Raw genomic sequence first — 18720 nt, forward strand, 5'->3', positions numbered from 1 at the left:
GCGGTTGTTATATCTCGTCGGCGACGTTCCGGCTGGGGTCCCAGTCGAGGATTTGACATCGATCGTAGGCGCTGGTTGGACTCACGGTCTGCAACCAGCTCCGGGGCGCGTGGTCGATGCACTGAACAGAATAGATGCCCTCCCGAGGCCATTCCGACGCACGCCACATTTCTACATTCACGGTTATGCTTACTCGGCGGGCTATGGCGGGACAACCAAGCCCACTCCGAACAATCCGCTAGGCGTTGCGGTCTATCTCATCCCTCGCCTTAAAGGCGGCTGAACGAGAGGCGCGGACTGCGCCCGAGGGCCGGCAGGCTGCGGAAATCGGGCTGGGTGACCCGTAAGAAAAGCAAGAACTGTCTCCCTTGTGGATCAGACTCTTCGACTCAACGCTCAATCATCACAGGCCTTCAGGCACCGAATTGTCCTGTCCGCGCGACAACGTTACGATCGTACAACTTGACGCTACATGCGATTCAAGTCCCTTCTGGAGACCGCACACGAAATGTTTGGACTGTAAGATAAAGAAGCGACGAGCCTCAATTCCGCCACGCTACTTGTTTCATTCCTTGCATCATCATCACGGATGTACTGATGATGGTCGGGTCGACCCGGCGCACTTCCATCCCGGCAAAGTGCGTCGGGGCGCCTTGCGTTCACCGCTGTCTTCGACCGAGCCCAAGCAGTCCGCCTCAGTTCACAAGCGTCGGATGCTGCTGCTCATCCCAAACCTTACTGCAAGCGGTTCGTGAAGTAATGCCATACGACGTTGGCCTCCGGACACCACATTCTGAGGCGCCTTGGTGATCGAGTTGACCGCTTCTGTTGATGTCAAGCCGATCGCTCAGGGAGAGGTCGAAGGAGTATGGCCTAAAATCTCATCCCCCCAAAACAAGGGGGCGACAGCATGCTCTGCGTGTTGCAAATATGCGGTTCGAGCATTGGGCGCGAAATGTGTCCGCCGGATCGCTCACGCCTTTCGTAATTCAGGGTAGTCGAATGATCGCGCCGGTTCGACGGGACTGGAGTCCAAAAGATTTGTTCAATGCTCTGACGCCGGCGATGTTTACCGCCGAACCATCGGTTGTGCGGGCACGTTGGGACAGATTATGGCCTGAGTTGTATACGGAATATGACGCAAGGCATTTAAAAAAGGAGCTCTGCATCCGAAACTTGATCAAAACCAACGAAGCGGAGGCGTTCTTCAATGCCTGGGCTGCAGACGAAGAGCGGCACACCGACGGCTTCATCCAAATCATGGAACTCGTGGCTGGCGGATCCGAAACGGATCTTCGACAAAGATTGAACACTCGATCGCATGATTTTAGCGCAATCAGCGAGTTCCTGAAGGATGAATTCTCTCTCATCGTTATGATCGCATTTGATGAAATGTGTACCTGCCGCGCCTATGCTGCGGAGAGAGAATTTTATGCCGGACTTGGGAATCGTCGTTTTCTGCTTTGGCTCAGGGAAGTGATCGCCGACGAGGCGGTTCACTCAATGAATGCCGTTAACGTTATCCGCGCCCGTTACTGCAATCGCGTCAGCGAGGTTGGGGTAATCCTCGAGAGCCTAATCAGCGGCATTGCCGACGATACGAGTTACACTGGCACTTTCGTTCTGGATTATTTCGGCACGGCGTACACGAAGGAGTTGCTTGCCAACTGCCGCGCCACGATCCTTAGAAATGTTGCCAAGCCGCTCACGCCGGCAGAGCAAGACGGAAACAACCGCCGCCCAAATTGATAGCAACGCACTTGCGGAGTGAGCCCGGCGCCGACCCGGTCGTTCGGCTGGTACGCCGTATCAAGTCGCGCTCAGGGTATCAATAAAGCCACATGGTGTTGTCGCATTCCCTCCCGATGTCGCGATTGCTTCAATGCATTTGATGCGGACAATCCCCTCAAGCCTCGCAAGCTATTGCCGTAAAACCTAGTTTTCGTGAGCGCCACAACTGGTACGACACTTGCTGTTTCCATCCCAGGTCCTCTCCTGCAGGAGATGCGCATGCAAAGTGTTCTCTGCACCACGCAGGTCTTCCGATCTTTTGCGAGTCTGGGGCCTCTCTTTGACCGGCCTCTTCATGCGCGAGAGAGGCAATCCCTATCAATCCGCACGAGCTACTCGCTATGGAGCGAGCGGCCTAAAGTTTCCAGGCGCAGCGCACTCCTTATGCAAGGCGTTAACCGTCCGCGACGATCGAGTGGGGCTGCTCGCTGGCGTTCTCGCGGTGGCCAGGACTATGCCGACCAGCTGTGGACTGGTGATGATCTGTGGGAGCGGCACAGAATATGGCCCACCTGACGTCATCTTCGCTTGCGAGCAAAGCGTCAACCTTGTTAGCGCGCGAATGGAGCCCAGTATCGCCGAACTGGTTGGCGCGCTGCACTTCACCTAGTTCGCGAAGCGCCGTACCCGGGATCGCGCTGCATTCAGTATCGGGAAGGGGCGGACGTTCATTCGTAACGGGAGCCCGCTTCCACGAAAATCGATCTCGCGTTTGCCGAGGCGATGGCCGACGGCGTTCCTCTCGAGCCGGACAGATTAATCCATCGAACGCATGCCAGCTTGCACCGCTGCTTGGATCGGGGGGGCTGCTCTTACCAACCTTTGCAGAAAGGTAGGATCAGCTCCGATCGTCTGATCGGACATTTTTGCGAGACGGGCTGTCAAAGGATTGTGTCGCCGCCAGTGTTTGCGGCGCGATACAGCGCGGGATGGAGGGTACAGACCTGATGGTCGCCATCAAGCCAGACGAGCTCGTGCCGAGCTTCGATTGCGCCGATATCAGCGTCGTTGCCGGTCCCATCATCGGCGAGCCCGGCGGACGACGAACTGATGTCCGCGCGGCGGTCGTGCCGCGCCGGTCAAGCTTGGCTCAAGGTCGACCGGTGCAGCTCCGCGGTTTGGTCTACCCACCCGCGGCTAGGGGCACTGCCGCGGAGACCAAGCAGTTCGGAAATCGCCGCAGTGCGCGAGCGTTCCGACTTCACGAAAAGCGAAGCCAAGAGTTCAGATGATGGAATGGAACCTAGCTCCACCCGAAACGAACTCGATCGAACGGCGCAACGCCGGTCCTTTGGACCGGCATCCTGAGGCGCCTAAAATGGATATCTTTAGCTTCACAGAATGCGCAAATCGAACGCAATCCCTTAGAGCGCTGTTCGAGCTTCTTGTGAACTGCGCGACCGAGGAGGGCTTTAGCGAAGTCGCTTACGGAGCACTCAATTTTGTGGAGCCGCTTCGTCTACCGGAGTATCCACCACCCGCAGTAGCCGTGAACTGGCCGTCCGAATGGTGCGCCCGATACTTTGAGCGCAAGTACTATACAATCGATCCGGTGGTCCGGCGGACACCAATGCTTTCGCGGCCATTTCTCTGGGATCAACTCGCCAAGCAATATCAACTACAGCCGGACGAACGGCGCGTGCTCGCTGAGGCCAGAGAGGCGGGTCTGAAGCACGGCATGAGTGTGCCGTTGTTTGGACCCTTGGGTCGACTATCGGTGGTATCATTTGCATCCCAGTTCGATGATGCCGAACCTCAGCATCGCATAAGTCACCTCAACGCGCTGGCCTGGCACTTTCACACGGCGTGCGTGGAGATCTCACGTCCCTCGGAGAGTAGCTGCAACAGGAAAGTGACGCTATCGGAGCGGGAGTTAGATTGCATGCGGTGGGTCGCAGAAGGAAAATCGTCGTGGGAGATTGGCGTGATACTGAAAATCAGCGAGAATACGGTGAACTTTCATCTCAAGAACGCAATGCGAAAGCTGGGCGCAACCAGCCGGGTCCAAGCTATCGTTATGGCGATCCGACTCGATCTCATCTGAATTCTCACGCGGTGGCGTTGATGTTGCGTGGGCGAAGCTACGGCGTTGAATGATGATGGTATCGAGCGGAAATTGTGATGTCGTCGTTTGCGGCGAAATGCTACCCCGCAAATAGACACCTAAGCTAGGCTCCTTGCTCGGTCGCCGCTGGCCTCCGACCTAGGCCGCCACCGTTCCCGGTGTGCAACAGGAGCTCGGCTTTTCATTTCGGCACGCGACGCTGACGAGCTCCTCGTGATGGCCAGCCGCGATGGGTCGCGCCCACAGAGCAGGCTTTGCGCAACTTCGAAGAGTGGCGTTTAGAAGCGCAGCCGAGCGAGCAGTGCCGCACCGGAGAACCATCTGAAGAAAGAACCCCGGCCGAAGGTCGGGGCTCTCGGTCCGCGACGCGATGCGTGCAGATGTGACTATCTGGTGAATCCCGGGCCGAACTTGTAGTTGAGCCGAAGGGTGACAAGATCAACGTCCTGCCGGATGCGATCGCTGGATCCACCGGCCGAGGGGAAGATGATATCATTGTCCTGCATAAAAAGGTGGTCATACTCGACGCCAAATGACCAGCTTGGCGCAAAACCGACCTCGAGACCGGCGCCAAGCGCGCCACCCCAACGGAGATTATCGCTTCTGGCAAACTCCGCGCCGGTTGCCGCCAAGCTGATCTGATAGCTGTTGCTGGTCACCGCAGCGCCACCCTTGGCGAAAAGCAGCACGTTAGTGAACGCGTAACCGATCTGGCCCGTGAGCAATCCGAACGCATCGATCCTGGTACGATTGCTGTCTAATGGGAAGACGGCGCTGACATTGGAGCCGCTGAAGTTAGCCCAGTTGCCTTGCGCTTCGACGCCGTAGACCACATTGAATATCTGCCAACGGTAACCCACCTGACCGCCGACGGTGGCGCCGTTCGCATCATGGCAGCCTTCGGGAGTGACTGCAGAGAGGTCCCAGCAATTGTTGCTCGACCCCCAGCCACCGTTGATGCCGATATAGAGACCGGTCCAGTCATAGATCGCTGGAGGCAGCACTAGCGGTGGTGCTTTAGTGAAGACCGGCTGCGCAGCGAGATCCGCGCCAAATGCGGGCGCCGCCGCGTTAAGCGCGATGATGCTTGCAGTCAAAAGCAGCAAATTCTTCATTCGAGTTTCGTTCCTTTCCATTGCCCCGGCGCTGGGCGTATTAGCAACATCGCTGCGAATTGCTGTAACTCCAACACAACATGTCATCGCGCGAAATGGCCTGAATCTCACGCAGCGGGAGGTTATTGAGCCAGGATATCGGATGAGGCGCTAGGCGTTCACCAGTGCGTGTTGAAGGTGTTGGGGATCAAAGCGCGCTACTAGAACGGCCGCGACCTAGCAGAGGTATCGGAAAAAGCGGTGAATCGTCTGACGCGCTCGCTTGAGAAATCGACGTGCGGCATGCGCGGTCTTTGGGGACGAGGACGCTTCGATTTCTAGACGGAAGGGAGCATGCGCAGATTGTCCGTAAGCGGCATTTTCCGGCCGCCCTGAGCTAATCTTGAAAATCCTCCGCAGGCGGCAGAGACTGTGCCAGAAAGATTACCGGACCCCCAGGGTGTAAGAGACCAGAGCGCGTTCCTGTCGAGATCGGGTGGCGTCGAAGCAGGCACCGATCAAACGGACTAGCTAGGTGCATCGCTCTGATCGGCGTCGGGCGGTGGAGAGAACGGAGTTGCGTCCTCTCTGCCGTGTGGTAGCTGGCGGGTGAATAGCAATCCAGTAACCTACCGTAGGTCATGGCTGGCAAGGGCAGCGTCATTCCGCGCCACCCGACAGGGCGTGAACCAACTCAGCTGGCAAATTGGGGAGAACGCCTTGAGCAATGCCGAGCGTAGTGTCGGCATTTATCTATACAGAGCATAAGCGTGAACCTGCGCTCTCTTTAATCAATTGACAAAAACAAAGAGCGTCATCGACCGCATCGAAGACAGCTATTCGACCCTCAATGACTACTGCATGTGCCAGAATGAACTTTGCGAGAGTAATCCGATTAGCAGTAGTTTGCATGGCTGCTGGCAAGGTCGCGATTGCTCGGTCAAAAAGCGTTCCCAGAACCTGAAGGTCTTCCGGATAGTAAACATTGTGCCCCGGTCGTAACGGGATAGTCCGCCTGTTGCCAAGTGCGCCGCGGTTTGTCGTTTTGCCTAACCAATCCTGGTCCTGTTCTGCTGCAACAAGTGCACTTGTTAGTTCGTTGAGCAGCTGCATCGCGTCGAGCGCGTTCTTGTCCTCGCAGATTAGTCCGGCAACTGCTTCCACTTGCCGGCCAATGCTTCGTTTGAGGTGATCGACGCGCGAATTGCAAGAATCAAAGTTCATGATGCCTCTCCAGATTAACTAAATGCAGTTGTGGTGCGGATGACGGACCGGGTCCTTCATTCCCGTCTAGTAAATCCCCAGCGTTGCGCGGGGACCAATTGCTATTACCCAATTGTGGACTAACGCATCGGGTGTCACGGGAAGTGAGAGAGCGCAGGAGTTCTGTGGCGAGAAAAGAAGCGCGGGAGTTCGCTATCGTCGAGCACGCAGTGCCGGTGGGCGCCCGCAACGCACCACGGCCCTTGCCATGGTCGGCAAGCCTATCCGCTGCTACACTATGGCGGTGAGTACGATTTGGATGAACGCCGCTCATGACGGCAGACGGAGAAGCTGTGGAAGGCGCAACGCAAGCAGTGCGCGGTAGAAATGTACATCGTGCTGAACGAAGCAGCTGCGGATGCGCTGACGCACCAGCTGGGCAGGGTGGCCACCCCGACGTCGTCGTCGGAAGGCGGCGAAAGTTATGTCGCCAGGACATAAAGCGCTTGCGCGCGTCTAATGATTGTCGAGAGCAGCGCATGACACGTGATTGCGGCGGAGCTGGTTGTAGAAGATAGGTTCATGGAGTGCCCGCTCACTCAGTAGGGATGAGCAAGCGAAGGGAGTGAATAGTGGTGGTCATGCGCTGCCGAAAACGAGGCGAGAAGCGCGGAGCCATTGCGGCGCTCGGCGTAGCACCGTTGTGTGAGTTCGGCCGGGACGACATTCGCCGTGCAAGCGAACGATAGTATAGAGCCGAACAGTGTACGGCGCTGTGTGCGCGGCCGCTTCGACGCGGCGACAACGGCCGTGTGGATCTATTGGTCTGTGGTGGCTAACAAATCTGGCCCTAGCCGACGTGCTGGGCTGCTCGTCGGCCAAAAACCCCTGCCGCGCACGGATCAGCCGGAGCCGATGAGAGCCAAGCTCTCCTCCTGCGTTATGGTGCAAGGCAATTGACCTCTGCATGACAGTCGATTGATGCGCGCCGGCACGTCTCTCCATCTGGCCAGCGGGAATGCTTTTCGCGAATAACCACTGCGTTTTCCCTGTCAAATTCGCATGCAAATGTGCTGAAGGTGGAGAATTCATGGTCATACGATGGCCCGGAATACAATTTCTGAAGGCAGGCGATTATGTATTGTATTAGTGCAAAAGCGGTACAATCGATTGTTTTGATGGGACACATCCAGATCGCCGATGGGCACATCTGCGATGTGCCGTGCGCGCTTATCAACTTCAGTGAACGAAACACGTACTGAACAGATGTCGTTCTTTAACACCGTGGTCCAGGCGCAATCCTCGCAGCATCTGAGACATTAACAACAGCGACGGCATGCCTGGGCTCAAGACGGCCCCATTTCTGAATGCGCTTCGCCACGAGAAGCGCTGACGCGGCCCGTGGCGTGTCGACGCGCTAGCGGCTCGCAGATATAGTCCGTGGACCCCTTGTTGAATAAGGCTACGGGTGGCTGCTCGCGCGCCAGTGTACGTGCCACTCCGTGGCACGTAACGACTGGACTGAAGAAGCTGGCCTGTGACCGAGTGAGCTCAAACAGCCGAAAGATGCATCGTCAGCAGAGCCGAGCGACAAGCTCGGATTGGAGTTTGGCCGCGGTGTAAACCGAAACATCCAGTGGCAGATTGCCGAATGCAAGCTGACAAAGCAGGTAGTTGGCACCTGCCTCTTCCATCTGGTTAAGAAGATGCTGTCGGACGGAAGCTGGCGTTCCGACGACGCACAATTCGCTCTCAAGTGCCGCATCGAAGGTCAGCGGCAGGTTAGGTGGTGTCGGAATGGCATTGAGCTCATAAAGGAACATAAAGCTCTCGAGCCATCGTTGGTACGCAGTTGCCGCCAGCGAATATGCTTCTTCATCGGAACGCGCAATTACGACCATCCGGAGCAATCCGGTGAATGGCTCTCGATCATCCGGGTTAGTGGTGCGGGGTAGATGCGCGCGGAAGGCATCCGTAGTTTTTCGAATGATAGAGGCAGGGCCTACGCACGCGAGATTCGCGCCGTTCGTAGCGGCCCAGGCCGCCGATTCAGGCCGATTGCTGGCGACCCAGGTTGGTGGATATGGACGTTGAAGCGGCCTTAGCGTCAAGGGAACATCGTTCAGTTCAAAATGATGCCCATGGTAGGAAAGCTTCTGATCTTTCATCGCGTTCGAGAGGATTTCGCTAGCTTCCTCATACCGGCCTGGGGCATCGTTGGCACTAATGCCGAAATAGCCCAATTCGATCGGCAGTGAGCCCCGTCCGACGCCGAGCTCTAGTCTCCCACCGCTCAATTGGTCGAGCATACAGAGTTCCTCGAATGCCCGCAGTGGGTGATAGAGGTTAAGTAGCATTACCAGAGGACCAACACGAAGCCGCCGTGTGCGTTGAGCGACGCTTGACAAAAACAGGTTCGGCGACGGACCTCTCCCGTGCGGCGTACAATGGTGCTCGGCCAAATGGTATGCATAGAACCCGAGAGAGTCGCACGCTTCCGCCAATGTCAGGCGATCTGCGTACTGTCGCGCGGCATCGCGGCCGTCGTCGTCCAAATGATCGAAAATGCCGCAGGTCAGTTTTGAAAGATTGCGATTCGTCACTCGATTGTCTCCGATTGTAAAATGCAGGGTGGCCTGTTCGCTTCAGGCCGCGAGCGATCAGGCTTGTCGACGCCTTGTCATATGATCGCCGTTAGAGCTCTATTCCGTGGTGTATTGTTCGGCACCTGATCACGATGCCCGATCCGCGAAGGTGATCGTCGAGGTGCTGGCCGCTATTGCTCGGATTGGAGCCCGGGTCGGGGCACTGCACTGTTCATCGACCAAAGCAACACGAATCCATCTGGATCATCCTGCCCTCATGTCAGTGTCCTGCCGATCGGCTGGGTAAGGCGCGCAGCTAGCAACTGCGCGCCGTGTGCGTGCTGAAATCGCCTTGGTCGCCGCCAGGAACGCATCCATTTGATCTTTGGTACCAATGCTAATGCGGATACAGCTTTCAAGGCTCTTATCGGGGAAGGAGGCGACGAGAATCTTCTCCTTCGCCAGGGCCGCTTGCCACCATCTGCCATCTTGTCCGACAGGGGCGTGGGCTAGCACGAAGTTTGCGTGGGACGGTGTTACACAAAAGCCGAGCTGAGAGAGCTCAGCTGCAACTCTCTGCCGCTCATCTCTGATGTGTCGATGGTTATCTTTGTATGCGGCGCGATGCGAAAGGATGCTGATGCCAACTGCTTGACCGATAACGTTCATACTGAAAACGTTCTGGATGTTGCGCAGCCTGCCAATAAGCGCGGGATGGCCTAAACCGAAGCCGACGCGAATGCCGGCTGCAGCATAGCTTTTCGAGAGCGTTCGAAGGATCAGAAGGTTCGCATAACGGCTCAGGAGCCGTAGGCCATTGTCGGGTGCAAAGTCGACATAAGCCTCGTCTAGGACGATTAGGCGATCCGATCGTGCCAGCAGACGTTCGATATCGGCGAGCGGAACGAAGGCGCCGGTCGGATTGTTCGGATTAGCCAACAGAACGAATTTGGCGTCTGCCGCGGAGCCGGAAAGCAGCTCCTCGATCGGCAAGGAATGGTGTTCCGCACTTTCTATCTCAAGGAGTTGGGCAGCGTGCAACATCGCAAGCTTGCGATTGAAAGAGAAGCCTGGCGAGAGCATTGCAACGCGATCACCGGGGGTCAGGAAAGCTCTGTAGAGCAGCCCAAGAAGTTCAGATGAGCCATTGCCGGCGATCACATGATCCGTCGCGATGCCGTAGGCACGGGCAGCTGCTTCCCTCAAGCTGATATTGTCATTTTCTGGGTACAGGTACTGCCGCTCAAGAGCCGCGCACGCGCCTTGCATGACAATGGGCGGCAGCGGGAATGGGTTCTCATTCGTGTCCAGTTTCACATAACTCGAGTCTGGGGCAGGCCGGCCCGACGGCGGGACATCTAACTGGCGCGCCACCGGAGAAAGAGAAGAAAGCACGTTCTGGAGTTTTTCGTCCGACATGGTGTTCTTCCTATGGGTCGTCAAGAGCTGCCGAAACGTCAGTATGCAGAGCCGATTAGCTTGCCGGATGCTGCAGAAAACTGAGCGCTGTCCTTTGCGGCGAGGAAAACGGCAAAACCAAATTGGCTTGACGATTGAAATCCGACGCTATCTTCAGACGGGGTTGAAATCTCGTCCAAGAAGAATCTGAAGAAGCAGACCGCTCGTTGTCACGTTCTGCTCCGCAGAGGAGAGCCTCGGTACCAGATTCGCGATGGTGTCAGCATTTTGCCATCTGGCATCGACTGGCAGTCGGGCACGTCAGCATTGGATAGTTCAGCGAGCCCCGCCACCAGCAGCACAAACGTCGCGACAACTGCGAGGGCGAGAAAGGACGCGAGTATCGCAACAGCTAGGTTCTCAAGGCGTCTCATCACTCAGAATCCTTCCGGATCTACGGGGCGCCGGGTGGGCCAAGGCATCAGGTCTACTTGGCGGCGTCGACAGGATTGCCGTGCCGTTGCCTGGGAGCGCTGGCCATCTGCGTTGGACCGTACAATGTGACGCTACGTACGTTTCAAGCCCTTTCTTGTCGGGCAAACCAATCACTACGTTCAGGCCGTGTGGATCGTGGAGCCAGTGCGGTAAGAGCGGCGTGTTGAGTTATCTAGCCATGGGACGGGAGTCAGGCTCTGGCGTTTCACTGACGTCTAGGGATCGCGGCTTGGAAACCGAGAGTGATCACACACGCAGCGTCAATGCGGCTGATTCTCGAGCGCGGCAAGTGCGAGATCGAGATACTGCATTAGATTGGGATCCCAGCCGGCCAGACTCCGAGGGGCGCTCAATCGCGCAAGAACCTTCAGGATTGTCGAGACGGTCGAATCAACTCCTGCGATTTCGCTGAACAGCAAGCGCGCCTCTAACGCTACGGCCCTTGTACGCTCGCTGGAAGGATGCTCACCGCGATCCATGCAATCGCGCAACTCGTCGCGGATTCGTCGCCACCGCTCCTCTCGCTCAGCGGCCAGCTTGCATGTGCATCGGTGGGGCTGGGTGCGTTTCTCGACCCTCGACATAGCATCCAAGGTTGCAGGAAGCTCGTCTACGCTCACCTGTACCTCACCATCGGTCGTCATATTTCGCAAGCGATCCCGCAGCAGTGTCGCACGCGTGACCTGAAGCTCGATTCGCGACAGATGTGAGCGCAATAGATCAGTAAGCGAAGTGCGTCCCTCCATCGCCTTACGTATCTCGTGAAGGGAGAAGCCAAGCTCACGCAGCGCTAGAATTTGGTGAACTCGTTGCACACTTTCGCGATCGTACATTCGGTGGCCGCCGTCGGTGCGCTCCGACGCAGCAAGCAGACCCGTGTGCTCATAGTGATGCAGAGTGCGTACCGTCACTCCGGTAGCATCTGCAAGTTCTCCGATGCGCCATCGACGCCTTCGTGGTGTAGCTTTGGTCATGGTGTTCCAATTCAAAGCCTACAACCTGACGTCACGTGAGATTCAAGCTATTTCAAGGGGCTAGCTGAACCTTCTTCCATTCCGGCGCAAGCAAGGTGGGTATTTCGGATCGTCGTTCGATCAAGCTGCAGGAGAAATAACGTCCATCAAACTCATTAATGACGCCGATTGTGCCTCGCCAGCACCTGCACGCCTCAGCACAAGCCTGGCGATTGCCGTTTGATTCTCGGGGGGACGGATAGACGCTGGTAGCGCCGTGACGTCAGTATCAAATATCCTTCCCCAGACCGAAAGATCCTCCGGCCCAAAGAAACCATAGTAGTGCTGCACGTTCAGCTCCCGATATCATTGCGCAAGACGAGCGCACGTGGGGCAACTGCTGGCTTGAGCCGTTGCTCGCGCGGCGGGCTCGATAGCAATTTGCAGCGGTGTGCACAATAGCGTGAGGATAGATCTTAAAGGCGACGAACTGTTGCGAGGCTCAAGCGCGGGCGGGAGTCAGACGGCGAGAGTGCTATGCACGCGAAGGAGGTGGCTGGAACATGCGTCCGACAATAGGGCGTACGCCGTTGAAGAAGCGACGATTGCGATAGATGGCAGTGGGGTCTCAGGGAGTATCCAGGGGGATCCGATCACAAGGTGGAGTGGGTGACGAGACGTCTTGACCCACTTTAGAGGGACTAGAAGCTTGCGTGGACTCGTTGGGTGGCGCGATGCAGGAGGCCTCTTGCAAGATTATCTCTCGCAGCCATGTGCTTGCCGGATCACTGTTGTGAAAGGCTGGCCACTGGACGGTTTCGGTGAATGCGGGCAGTGAGAACGGTAGGTCAACTATCCGTAGTGGTGTCGTTTTCTCGAAATGCCGAACTAGCCTTAAGGGCAGCATCCCTATTCGATCAGTGCCCAATAGCATGGACGGGATCATACTGAAGCTCTGCACACTAACATCGATGCGCCGCTTGAGGCCGTGCTCAAGAAAAAAGCATTCCTCGATCGCAGACTTTCGCGTAAGTGCACACCTAACCGCGACCTGTCCGATAGACATATATCTCTCGAATGTGAGCCGCCGTGATAGCTGCTTGTTTGTGCAGCAGCCGACGCACACGAGCCGGTCCTCGAATAGCGTTGCCTTAGGATGCGCGCTGGACATCAATGAGTCGGGCAAGATCACGAAGTCGACTTCACCGCGGCGGAGAAACTCATCGTGATCGTCGGCGGGGGGCAGCAACTCGAACCGGACGTTGGGAGCGTCTCGTGACACACGCTCCACGACCCGTTGGAAAAACACAAGTGTGCTGCAATCCGAAAGACGGATCACGAACCGGCGATGTGATTCGGTTGGGTTGAACTCATAATGCGAGATAATGGAAAGCTGGATCTGCAGCAGAGCCTCGCGAACAGGGGTGGCGAGGCGTTCCGCACGCGATGTTGGGACGAGTCTCCGGCCTTTCATCGCAAAGAGTTCATCGCCGAAATAGGCGCGTAATCGGGAAACGGCGGCACTCATGGCGGGTTGGCTCAGATTGATCCTACGCGCGGCCTCGGTGAGTGTCCGCTCGGTCAGCAGAGAATCGAGTGCGACGAGAAGATTAAGATCCAGGCCTTTGAAGCGCATGCTCACTCTTTTGAAAGCGTTTGCGCTCTTGCTGTGCTAGGCAGCAATAGCGCCTGTGATAATCTTAATCCTGCAGCTGCGTCAGAATCGTTCCGACTCGCTGCGCGAGTCCGAAGGATGCGCCCGCGATTGATCGCAGCAAGCGGGTGACCGCATCGCGGAGTCCGCCGACATCCAAATGACCCAGTGCTGCGCCTCTGCCATCGGGTTGCCCTGCCTCATCGATCACTGCGAAGATCGCTAGTGGCGACCCTGGTGCCTGCGCAATAGGATTGCAGGAGCGATCCGCAACGTGACGTAGCCGTGGTCGCTCCTGTGGGTGCCCTTTGTAAATCTACAACCTGACGCTACGTCGGGTTCAAGCGGCTTGCGTTCGGCGAGGCGGCTCTGGTCACAAAGCAGTATGCGGTGCCAGTGCGGCGGGAACGCTCACTTTGCTGCTGCCTCTGATGCCTTAGGCATTGGCGTCGTCGGCGCTACACCGCGCAAAGACCGCCAGCCGCAGCGCGGCAAATGAGGATACACCGGCCACTCACGAACCGCACTTAGCGCGGGGATCAGACGCGTTGCGGGAAACGCCGAATTGCGGCTCGCTTTTCGTGATGTGGCCTGGCGCTGCAAAGCAGATCATCTGAGACGATCCAGGCATAAGAAGGAGAACCGCTCCAGAGCAAGGGGCCGAAGGAGTCTATCGGTAAGAATGCCAAGAGCGGAATGAGTCGTTATGGGAAGAATTAGCAGCGTCTGCGGCTTGAGGGCATCTTACCTGGAAGAGCCATGTTGGACGCCTCCTGCAACAATAACCGCCGCATCCAAATGCTGGCCGCATCAGTATTATGAAAGGCCGGCCATTGGATAGCCTCGGTGAACGCGGGAAGTGGGAGCGGCGGTTCGACGATCCGCAAGGGCATCAGTTTCTCGAAATGCTTAGCCAGTCTTAAAGGCATCGTCCCGATACGGACGGTGTCCAACACGACTGGAGGGATCATGCTAAAGCCCTGCACGACGATCTCGATTCGTCGCTTGAGGCCGTGCTCAAGCAAAAACCATTCTTCGATGTTGGGCCTTAGTGCTCGTCCGAACTTGGCGGCGACATGTCCCATTGACATGTATCCCTCTATTGTAAGCTGCCGTGATAGCTGCTTGTTTGTGCGGCAGCCTACGCAGGCAAGTGTCTCCTCAAATAACGTCGCCTTGGGGTGCGCACCCGACATGAACAGCTCCGGGGCGATCAGAAAATCGACTTCACCGCGCCGTAGGAGTTCGTCAGGTTCATCTGAAAACGGCAACAAATCGAACCGCACGGCGGGAGCCTCGCGCGCGATGCGGTCTATGATCTTTCGAAAAAAAATGATCGTCATGAAGTCCGAAAGGATCACCCTGAAGCGGCGGGTCGATTGTGCCGGATCGAACACATCGCGCGAAATAATAGAGAGCTGGATGTGCAACAGAGCTTCGCGAATTGGGGCCGCAAGTCCTTCCGCCCGCGATGTTGGGACGAGTTCCCGGCCTCTCATCGTAAATAATTCATCACGAAAATAGGTACGCAGCCGGGCAACGGCGGCGCTCATGGCGGGCTGGCTCAGATTGATCTTGCGCGCCGCTGCGGTGAGGTTGCGCTCGGTCATCAGCGCATCGAGCGCGACGAGGAGATTTAGATCAAGGCCCTTGAACCGCATGCTGTGAGTCTATCCATCGTGTGGATGAGTTCAATCAATACAATCGATTTTACCAAATCGGGGAATGTTGGATAGCAAACATCAGTTTGTAGAAATCGAAACAAGGCACACCAAGATGGCTGGCGGTCTTCGCACGGGCTCAGGCAAGAAGTCTCAGTTATGCGCCGAGCAGCAACAGGAACAAACGGACTTCGTGGCCGGCACGTTCTTCAAGCCGCGCAAGATGCATCACGCCGGCGTGCCGCGACAAGCACGTTCCGGCTCAAGAAGGTCTCCGATAAACCTTCGTATAGCGTTTCCAATCCTTTCCATATCGGCGGCTTACCTCCGTAGGCTGGAGGTTGTGTCGGGTTGCTCGTACGTTCGCGGCCAAGCGAGCTGCCGATTGTAGATGTCAAATGCTTCTGCCAAGAGGCCCAACCGATCACCTCTGGGCAGTCAAATCGTTTTGAAAGCAAGTCTACTCTCGAACGCCCGGCGGCACGTCGGAGGCACCGATGAACATGTCTGTATCCAACTCTACAGGCAATCTCTTAGCGCGCTCTCAGGTGCGGTGGAGATTGTGTTGGGAAAATGAATTAGCGCTTTCCGATCATACCGAACTCGCCGAGTTCTTCCGAAACGCTTACGGGCCAAACGGTGAGTTTAATGCAGCGCCGTTTGAAGGCAGTCGAAGTTGGGCCGGTGCAAGGCCTGAGCTCCGCATCATCGCTTACGACTCAAACGGCGTAGCTGGCCATGCGGGCATACTACGACGTTTCATCAAGGTCGGTGAGACTGATCTGCTGGTGGCCGAAATAGGGCTGTACGCAGTACGTCGAGATGTCGAGGGACACGGAGTCACCTATCAGGGAGCATTGCGCGTCGGATATCCGATGCTGCAGAAACTTGATGCTCCGTTCGGTTTCGCCGCGGTGCGCCCTGCGATGCGCAAGCATATCGAACGGATTGGCCGGAACGGGATGGCCAATATTTTGACGGGAGTTCGCGTGCGGTCGACCCGTCGTGACGTGTATCTCAACGTGCCACCCACGCTCGTTGAGGAAGCGCTCCTGGTAGTGTTGCCGATTGGCCGGCCGATGAGCGATTGGCCGAGTGGTACGATGATTGATCGGAACGGGCCAGAGCTGTGAGACATCTCGACCTCGGACTAGAAGTGCGAAGCGAATACGCTGACGCCAACGGGAGTCGAAGCGTCTATTTGACGTTTGACGACGGTCCTCACTCCGTTTGCACTCCGGATGTCCTGAATGTGCTGGCGGAACACAACGCTCCCGCCACTTTCTTTGTCATCGGCGTCTACGCGGGCGACCAGCCGGAGTTAATCCGACGAATGGTCGCAGAGGGACACGAAGTCGCCAACCACACGATGAGCCATCCGGACCTGTCCAGATGCGAGCCCGCCGAAGTGCGGCACGAGATCCTAGCCGCAAGTGGGACGATCAGAAGTGTGTGCCCCGGCGCTTCGCTGCGACACATGCGCGCCCCGTATGGGGTGTGGACCCAGGAAGTGTTGAGGACATCTGCGATGGCCGGACTCGTTGCAGTGCACTGGTCGGTCGACCCGCGGGACTGGTCACGTCCTGGCGTCGATACGATTGTCGACACGGTGATGGCCTCCGTTCGGCCGGGAGCGATTGTGCTCCTCCATGACGGATGTCCTCCTGGCGAACTGCAACGGGATGACCCTGAAGCTCCACGCGAGCAGACCGTCAAGGCGCTTTCCCTCCTGATTCCAGCAATGCGCGACCGCGGATTTGCAATTCGCCCGCTTCCTCAACCCCACTGAACAGCCCCGGGCCCCATGAACCTGCTTGCCACAACTAGCACTGTTGCGATCTCATGTTATGCGTTGCTTTCGACTGTCTACAAAAGCGCGCAAGCGATTTATGCAATGAAGAGCGACGGCCAAGCATTATCGGACGATGTGCCGGACGCTGGCGCGTTGCCGAGCGTGGATATCATCGTTCCCTGCTTTAATGAGAACCCGCAAACGTTGTCTGCGTGCCTCGAGGCCATCGCAAAACAGAGCTACTCGGGAACGGTGCAGGTATACGTGGTTGATGACGGGTCATCAAACCGTGACGCTGTACGACCTGTCTACGACGCCTACGCGCGCGACCCGAGGTTCAATATTATTCTGGAACGCAAGAACGTTGGAAAGCGCAAGGCGCAGATTACCGCGATACGTCGCTCGCATGGAGCTCTCGTGCTGAATGTCGATTCCGACACGATGATTGCTGCCGACGTGGTCACAAAGCTCGCACTGAAGATGCACGATCCAGCGATCGGTGCGGCTATGGGCCAGCTGACTGCCAGCAATCGGGACGACACCTGGTTAACCAAGTTGATCGATATGGAGTATTGGTTGGCCTGCAACGAAGAACGCGCGGCACAGGCCCGTTTCGGCGCCGTTATGTGTTGCTGTGGCCCATGTGCAATGTACCGCCGGTCTGCGCTTCTCTCGCTGCTGGATCAGTACGAGACGCAGTTGTTCCGTGGGAAGCCCAGCGACTTCGGCGAAGATCGCCATCTCACGATCCTGATGCTGCAAGCCGGGTTTCGAACCGAGTACGTTCCGGACGCGATCGCCGCAACGGTAGTGCCTGATCGGCTAGGACCTTATCTGCGGCAGCAGCTTCGTTGGGCGAGGAGCACATTCCGGGACACGTTGCTTTCGCTCCACCTCCTGCCGGGCCTCGGGCGCTATCTCACGCTGGATGTGGTCGGACAGAATCTCGGTCCACTGCTGCTCGCTCTGTCATTGTTGACAGGGCTCGCGCAACTTGCATTCACCGTGACTATCCCATGGTTCACGGTCGTGACGATCGCGTCGATGACCATGGTGCGATGCTGTGTCGCCGCGTTCCGGGCCCGCGAAATTCGCTTTCTCGGCTTTTCGCTGCACACTCCTATCAACCTCTTTCTCTTACTTTCCGTAAAAGCGTATGCCTTGTGCACATTGAGCAATAGCGATTGGCTGTCGCGCAAGTCCACAAATTCGACAGACAAGGCGAGAGAGAATGTCATTTCCCTAAATCCGGTCGTTGAAGCAAACGCGACAGGTGTCGCAGGAAGCGGCGGGCCGATCAGAAAGGGAAGTGTTACGCGATTCGTCGACGTTGAAGACGTCTGAGATCGTGTGCTGTGGCGAGTTAAAGCCGCATCTGGCGAGAAGGAATAACTCGTGAGCCTGGACAAGACTTATCAATTGCTGGACCGGGAATTGGCCGTCGACGATCCGTGGCGGCTTGATAGTAACCCCTTCGAGCGGGAGCGTCACGCACAGTTGCTCCGGCTGTCGCGTTCAAGAGGAGCTATCGGGAGTGCGCTGGAGGTCGGATGTGCGGCCGGCGCGTTCACGACAAAGCTCGCGCCCTATTGCAAACGGCTCACCGTCGTCGACGTCACTTCGCGAGCGATTGATCGCGCGCGGCAAAGGATGCAGCGATGCTCGCACATTACGTGGACAGTCTCCGACATTGAATGGTTTTCGACCGCGGAGCGCTTCGATTTGATCGTCGTGGCCGAGGTTCTCTATTACCTCGATGATGTAGCCAGGATGCGTACGGCCGTCCGCAACTTCGTGCAGATGCTTGCGCCAGAAGGGTGCCTGGTGTTCGGGTCCGCGCGTGATGCGGCATGCCAACGCTGGGGGCATGCTGCTGGCGCCGAGACGGTGATGGCCATGCTGAATGAATCGTTGATCGAGGTCGAGCGGCTGGAATGTCATGGTGAGTCGGCTAACGAAGATTGCCTGCTCGCAAGCTTCATAAATCCCGGTCAAACGTCGAATCAATCGAATTTGCAGCATTAGGCAC

Annotated in this window: 14 protein-coding genes; 6 read left to right on the forward strand and 8 right to left on the reverse strand. The window is 57.0% G+C overall.

The window, feature by feature from the left end; genetic code table 11:
* The first annotated feature begins 1002 nt into the window (after positions 1-1002).
* Both FBZ93_RS27370 and FBZ93_RS27375 read left to right on the forward strand, forming a co-directional pair.
* On the forward strand, positions 1003-1749 hold the full coding sequence (locus FBZ93_RS27370; protein ID WP_246667663.1) for a hypothetical protein: 747 nt from the start codon (positions 1003-1005) through the stop codon (positions 1747-1749).
* 1360 nt (positions 1750-3109) lie between these two features.
* Positions 3110-3835: a helix-turn-helix transcriptional regulator gene (locus FBZ93_RS27375; protein WP_146990415.1), complete on the forward strand. Its 726-nt coding sequence runs from the start codon at positions 3110-3112 to the stop codon at positions 3833-3835.
* A gap of 407 nt (positions 3836-4242) precedes the next feature.
* On the opposite strand, the gene FBZ93_RS27380 is transcribed toward FBZ93_RS27375, so the two are convergent.
* The 8 genes from FBZ93_RS27380 to nodD1 all read right to left on the reverse strand — a co-directional run bounded on the left by FBZ93_RS27380 (position 4243) and on the right by nodD1 (position 14899).
* Positions 4243-4971: an outer membrane protein gene (locus FBZ93_RS27380; RefSeq protein ID WP_146990166.1), complete on the reverse strand. Its 729-nt coding sequence runs from the start codon at positions 4969-4971 to the stop codon at positions 4243-4245.
* Between the two features lie 732 nt (positions 4972-5703).
* Complete coding sequence (locus FBZ93_RS27385; RefSeq protein ID WP_146990168.1) at positions 5704-6174, reverse strand: NolY; 471 nt, start codon at positions 6172-6174, stop codon at positions 5704-5706.
* A 1553-nt stretch (positions 6175-7727) separates the two neighbouring features.
* Positions 7728-8756 carry an LLM class flavin-dependent oxidoreductase gene (locus FBZ93_RS27390; RefSeq protein ID WP_146990170.1) on the reverse strand — a complete coding sequence of 343 codons (1029 nt, stop codon included), beginning with the start codon at positions 8754-8756 and terminating at the stop codon, positions 7728-7730.
* A gap of 246 nt (positions 8757-9002) precedes the next feature.
* Positions 9003-10157, reverse strand: a complete 1155-nt coding sequence (hisC, locus tag FBZ93_RS27395; protein ID WP_146990172.1) for a histidinol-phosphate transaminase — start codon at positions 10155-10157, stop codon at positions 9003-9005.
* Between the two features lie 734 nt (positions 10158-10891).
* Entirely contained in the window at positions 10892-11605 is a 714-nt protein-coding gene (locus FBZ93_RS27400; protein ID WP_146990173.1) for a MerR family transcriptional regulator, read from the reverse strand.
* 120 nt (positions 11606-11725) lie between these two features.
* Positions 11726-11935 carry a hypothetical protein gene (locus tag FBZ93_RS27405; protein ID WP_146990175.1) on the reverse strand — a complete coding sequence of 70 codons (210 nt, stop codon included), beginning with the start codon at positions 11933-11935 and terminating at the stop codon, positions 11726-11728.
* A gap of 277 nt (positions 11936-12212) precedes the next feature.
* A complete protein-coding gene (locus tag FBZ93_RS27410; RefSeq protein WP_146990177.1) occupies positions 12213-13220 on the reverse strand; it encodes a LysR family transcriptional regulator in 1008 nt (335 codons plus the stop codon).
* A 734-nt stretch (positions 13221-13954) separates the two neighbouring features.
* A complete protein-coding gene (gene nodD1, locus FBZ93_RS27415) occupies positions 13955-14899 on the reverse strand; it encodes a transcriptional regulator NodD1 (protein ID WP_146990179.1) in 945 nt (314 codons plus the stop codon).
* Positions 14900-15396: 497 nt separating this feature from the next.
* Between nodD1 and FBZ93_RS27420 the strand changes: the two genes are divergently transcribed.
* Genes FBZ93_RS27420 through nodS form a run of 4 tightly spaced genes read left to right on the forward strand, consistent with a single transcriptional unit; the run spans position 15397 to position 18716 of the window.
* Complete coding sequence (locus tag FBZ93_RS27420) at positions 15397-16032, forward strand: NodA family N-acyltransferase (RefSeq protein ID WP_146990181.1); 636 nt, start codon at positions 15397-15399, stop codon at positions 16030-16032.
* On the forward strand, positions 16029-16688 hold the full coding sequence (gene nodB, locus FBZ93_RS27425) for a chitooligosaccharide deacetylase NodB (RefSeq protein ID WP_146990183.1): 660 nt from the start codon (positions 16029-16031) through the stop codon (positions 16686-16688). The genes FBZ93_RS27420 and nodB overlap by 4 nt, the downstream gene beginning before the upstream one ends.
* Positions 16689-16703: 15 nt before the next feature.
* Positions 16704-18035, forward strand: a complete 1332-nt coding sequence (gene nodC, locus FBZ93_RS27430) for a chitooligosaccharide synthase NodC (RefSeq protein WP_146990185.1) — start codon at positions 16704-16706, stop codon at positions 18033-18035.
* A 51-nt stretch (positions 18036-18086) separates the two neighbouring features.
* Complete coding sequence (gene nodS, locus FBZ93_RS27435; RefSeq protein ID WP_146990190.1) at positions 18087-18716, forward strand: nodulation methyltransferase NodS; 630 nt, start codon at positions 18087-18089, stop codon at positions 18714-18716.
* The last annotated feature ends 4 nt before the right edge of the window (positions 18717-18720 follow it).

The sequence above is a fragment of the Bradyrhizobium macuxiense genome, from assembly GCF_007993935.1.
Classification (GTDB): domain Bacteria; phylum Pseudomonadota; class Alphaproteobacteria; order Rhizobiales; family Xanthobacteraceae; genus Bradyrhizobium; species Bradyrhizobium macuxiense_A.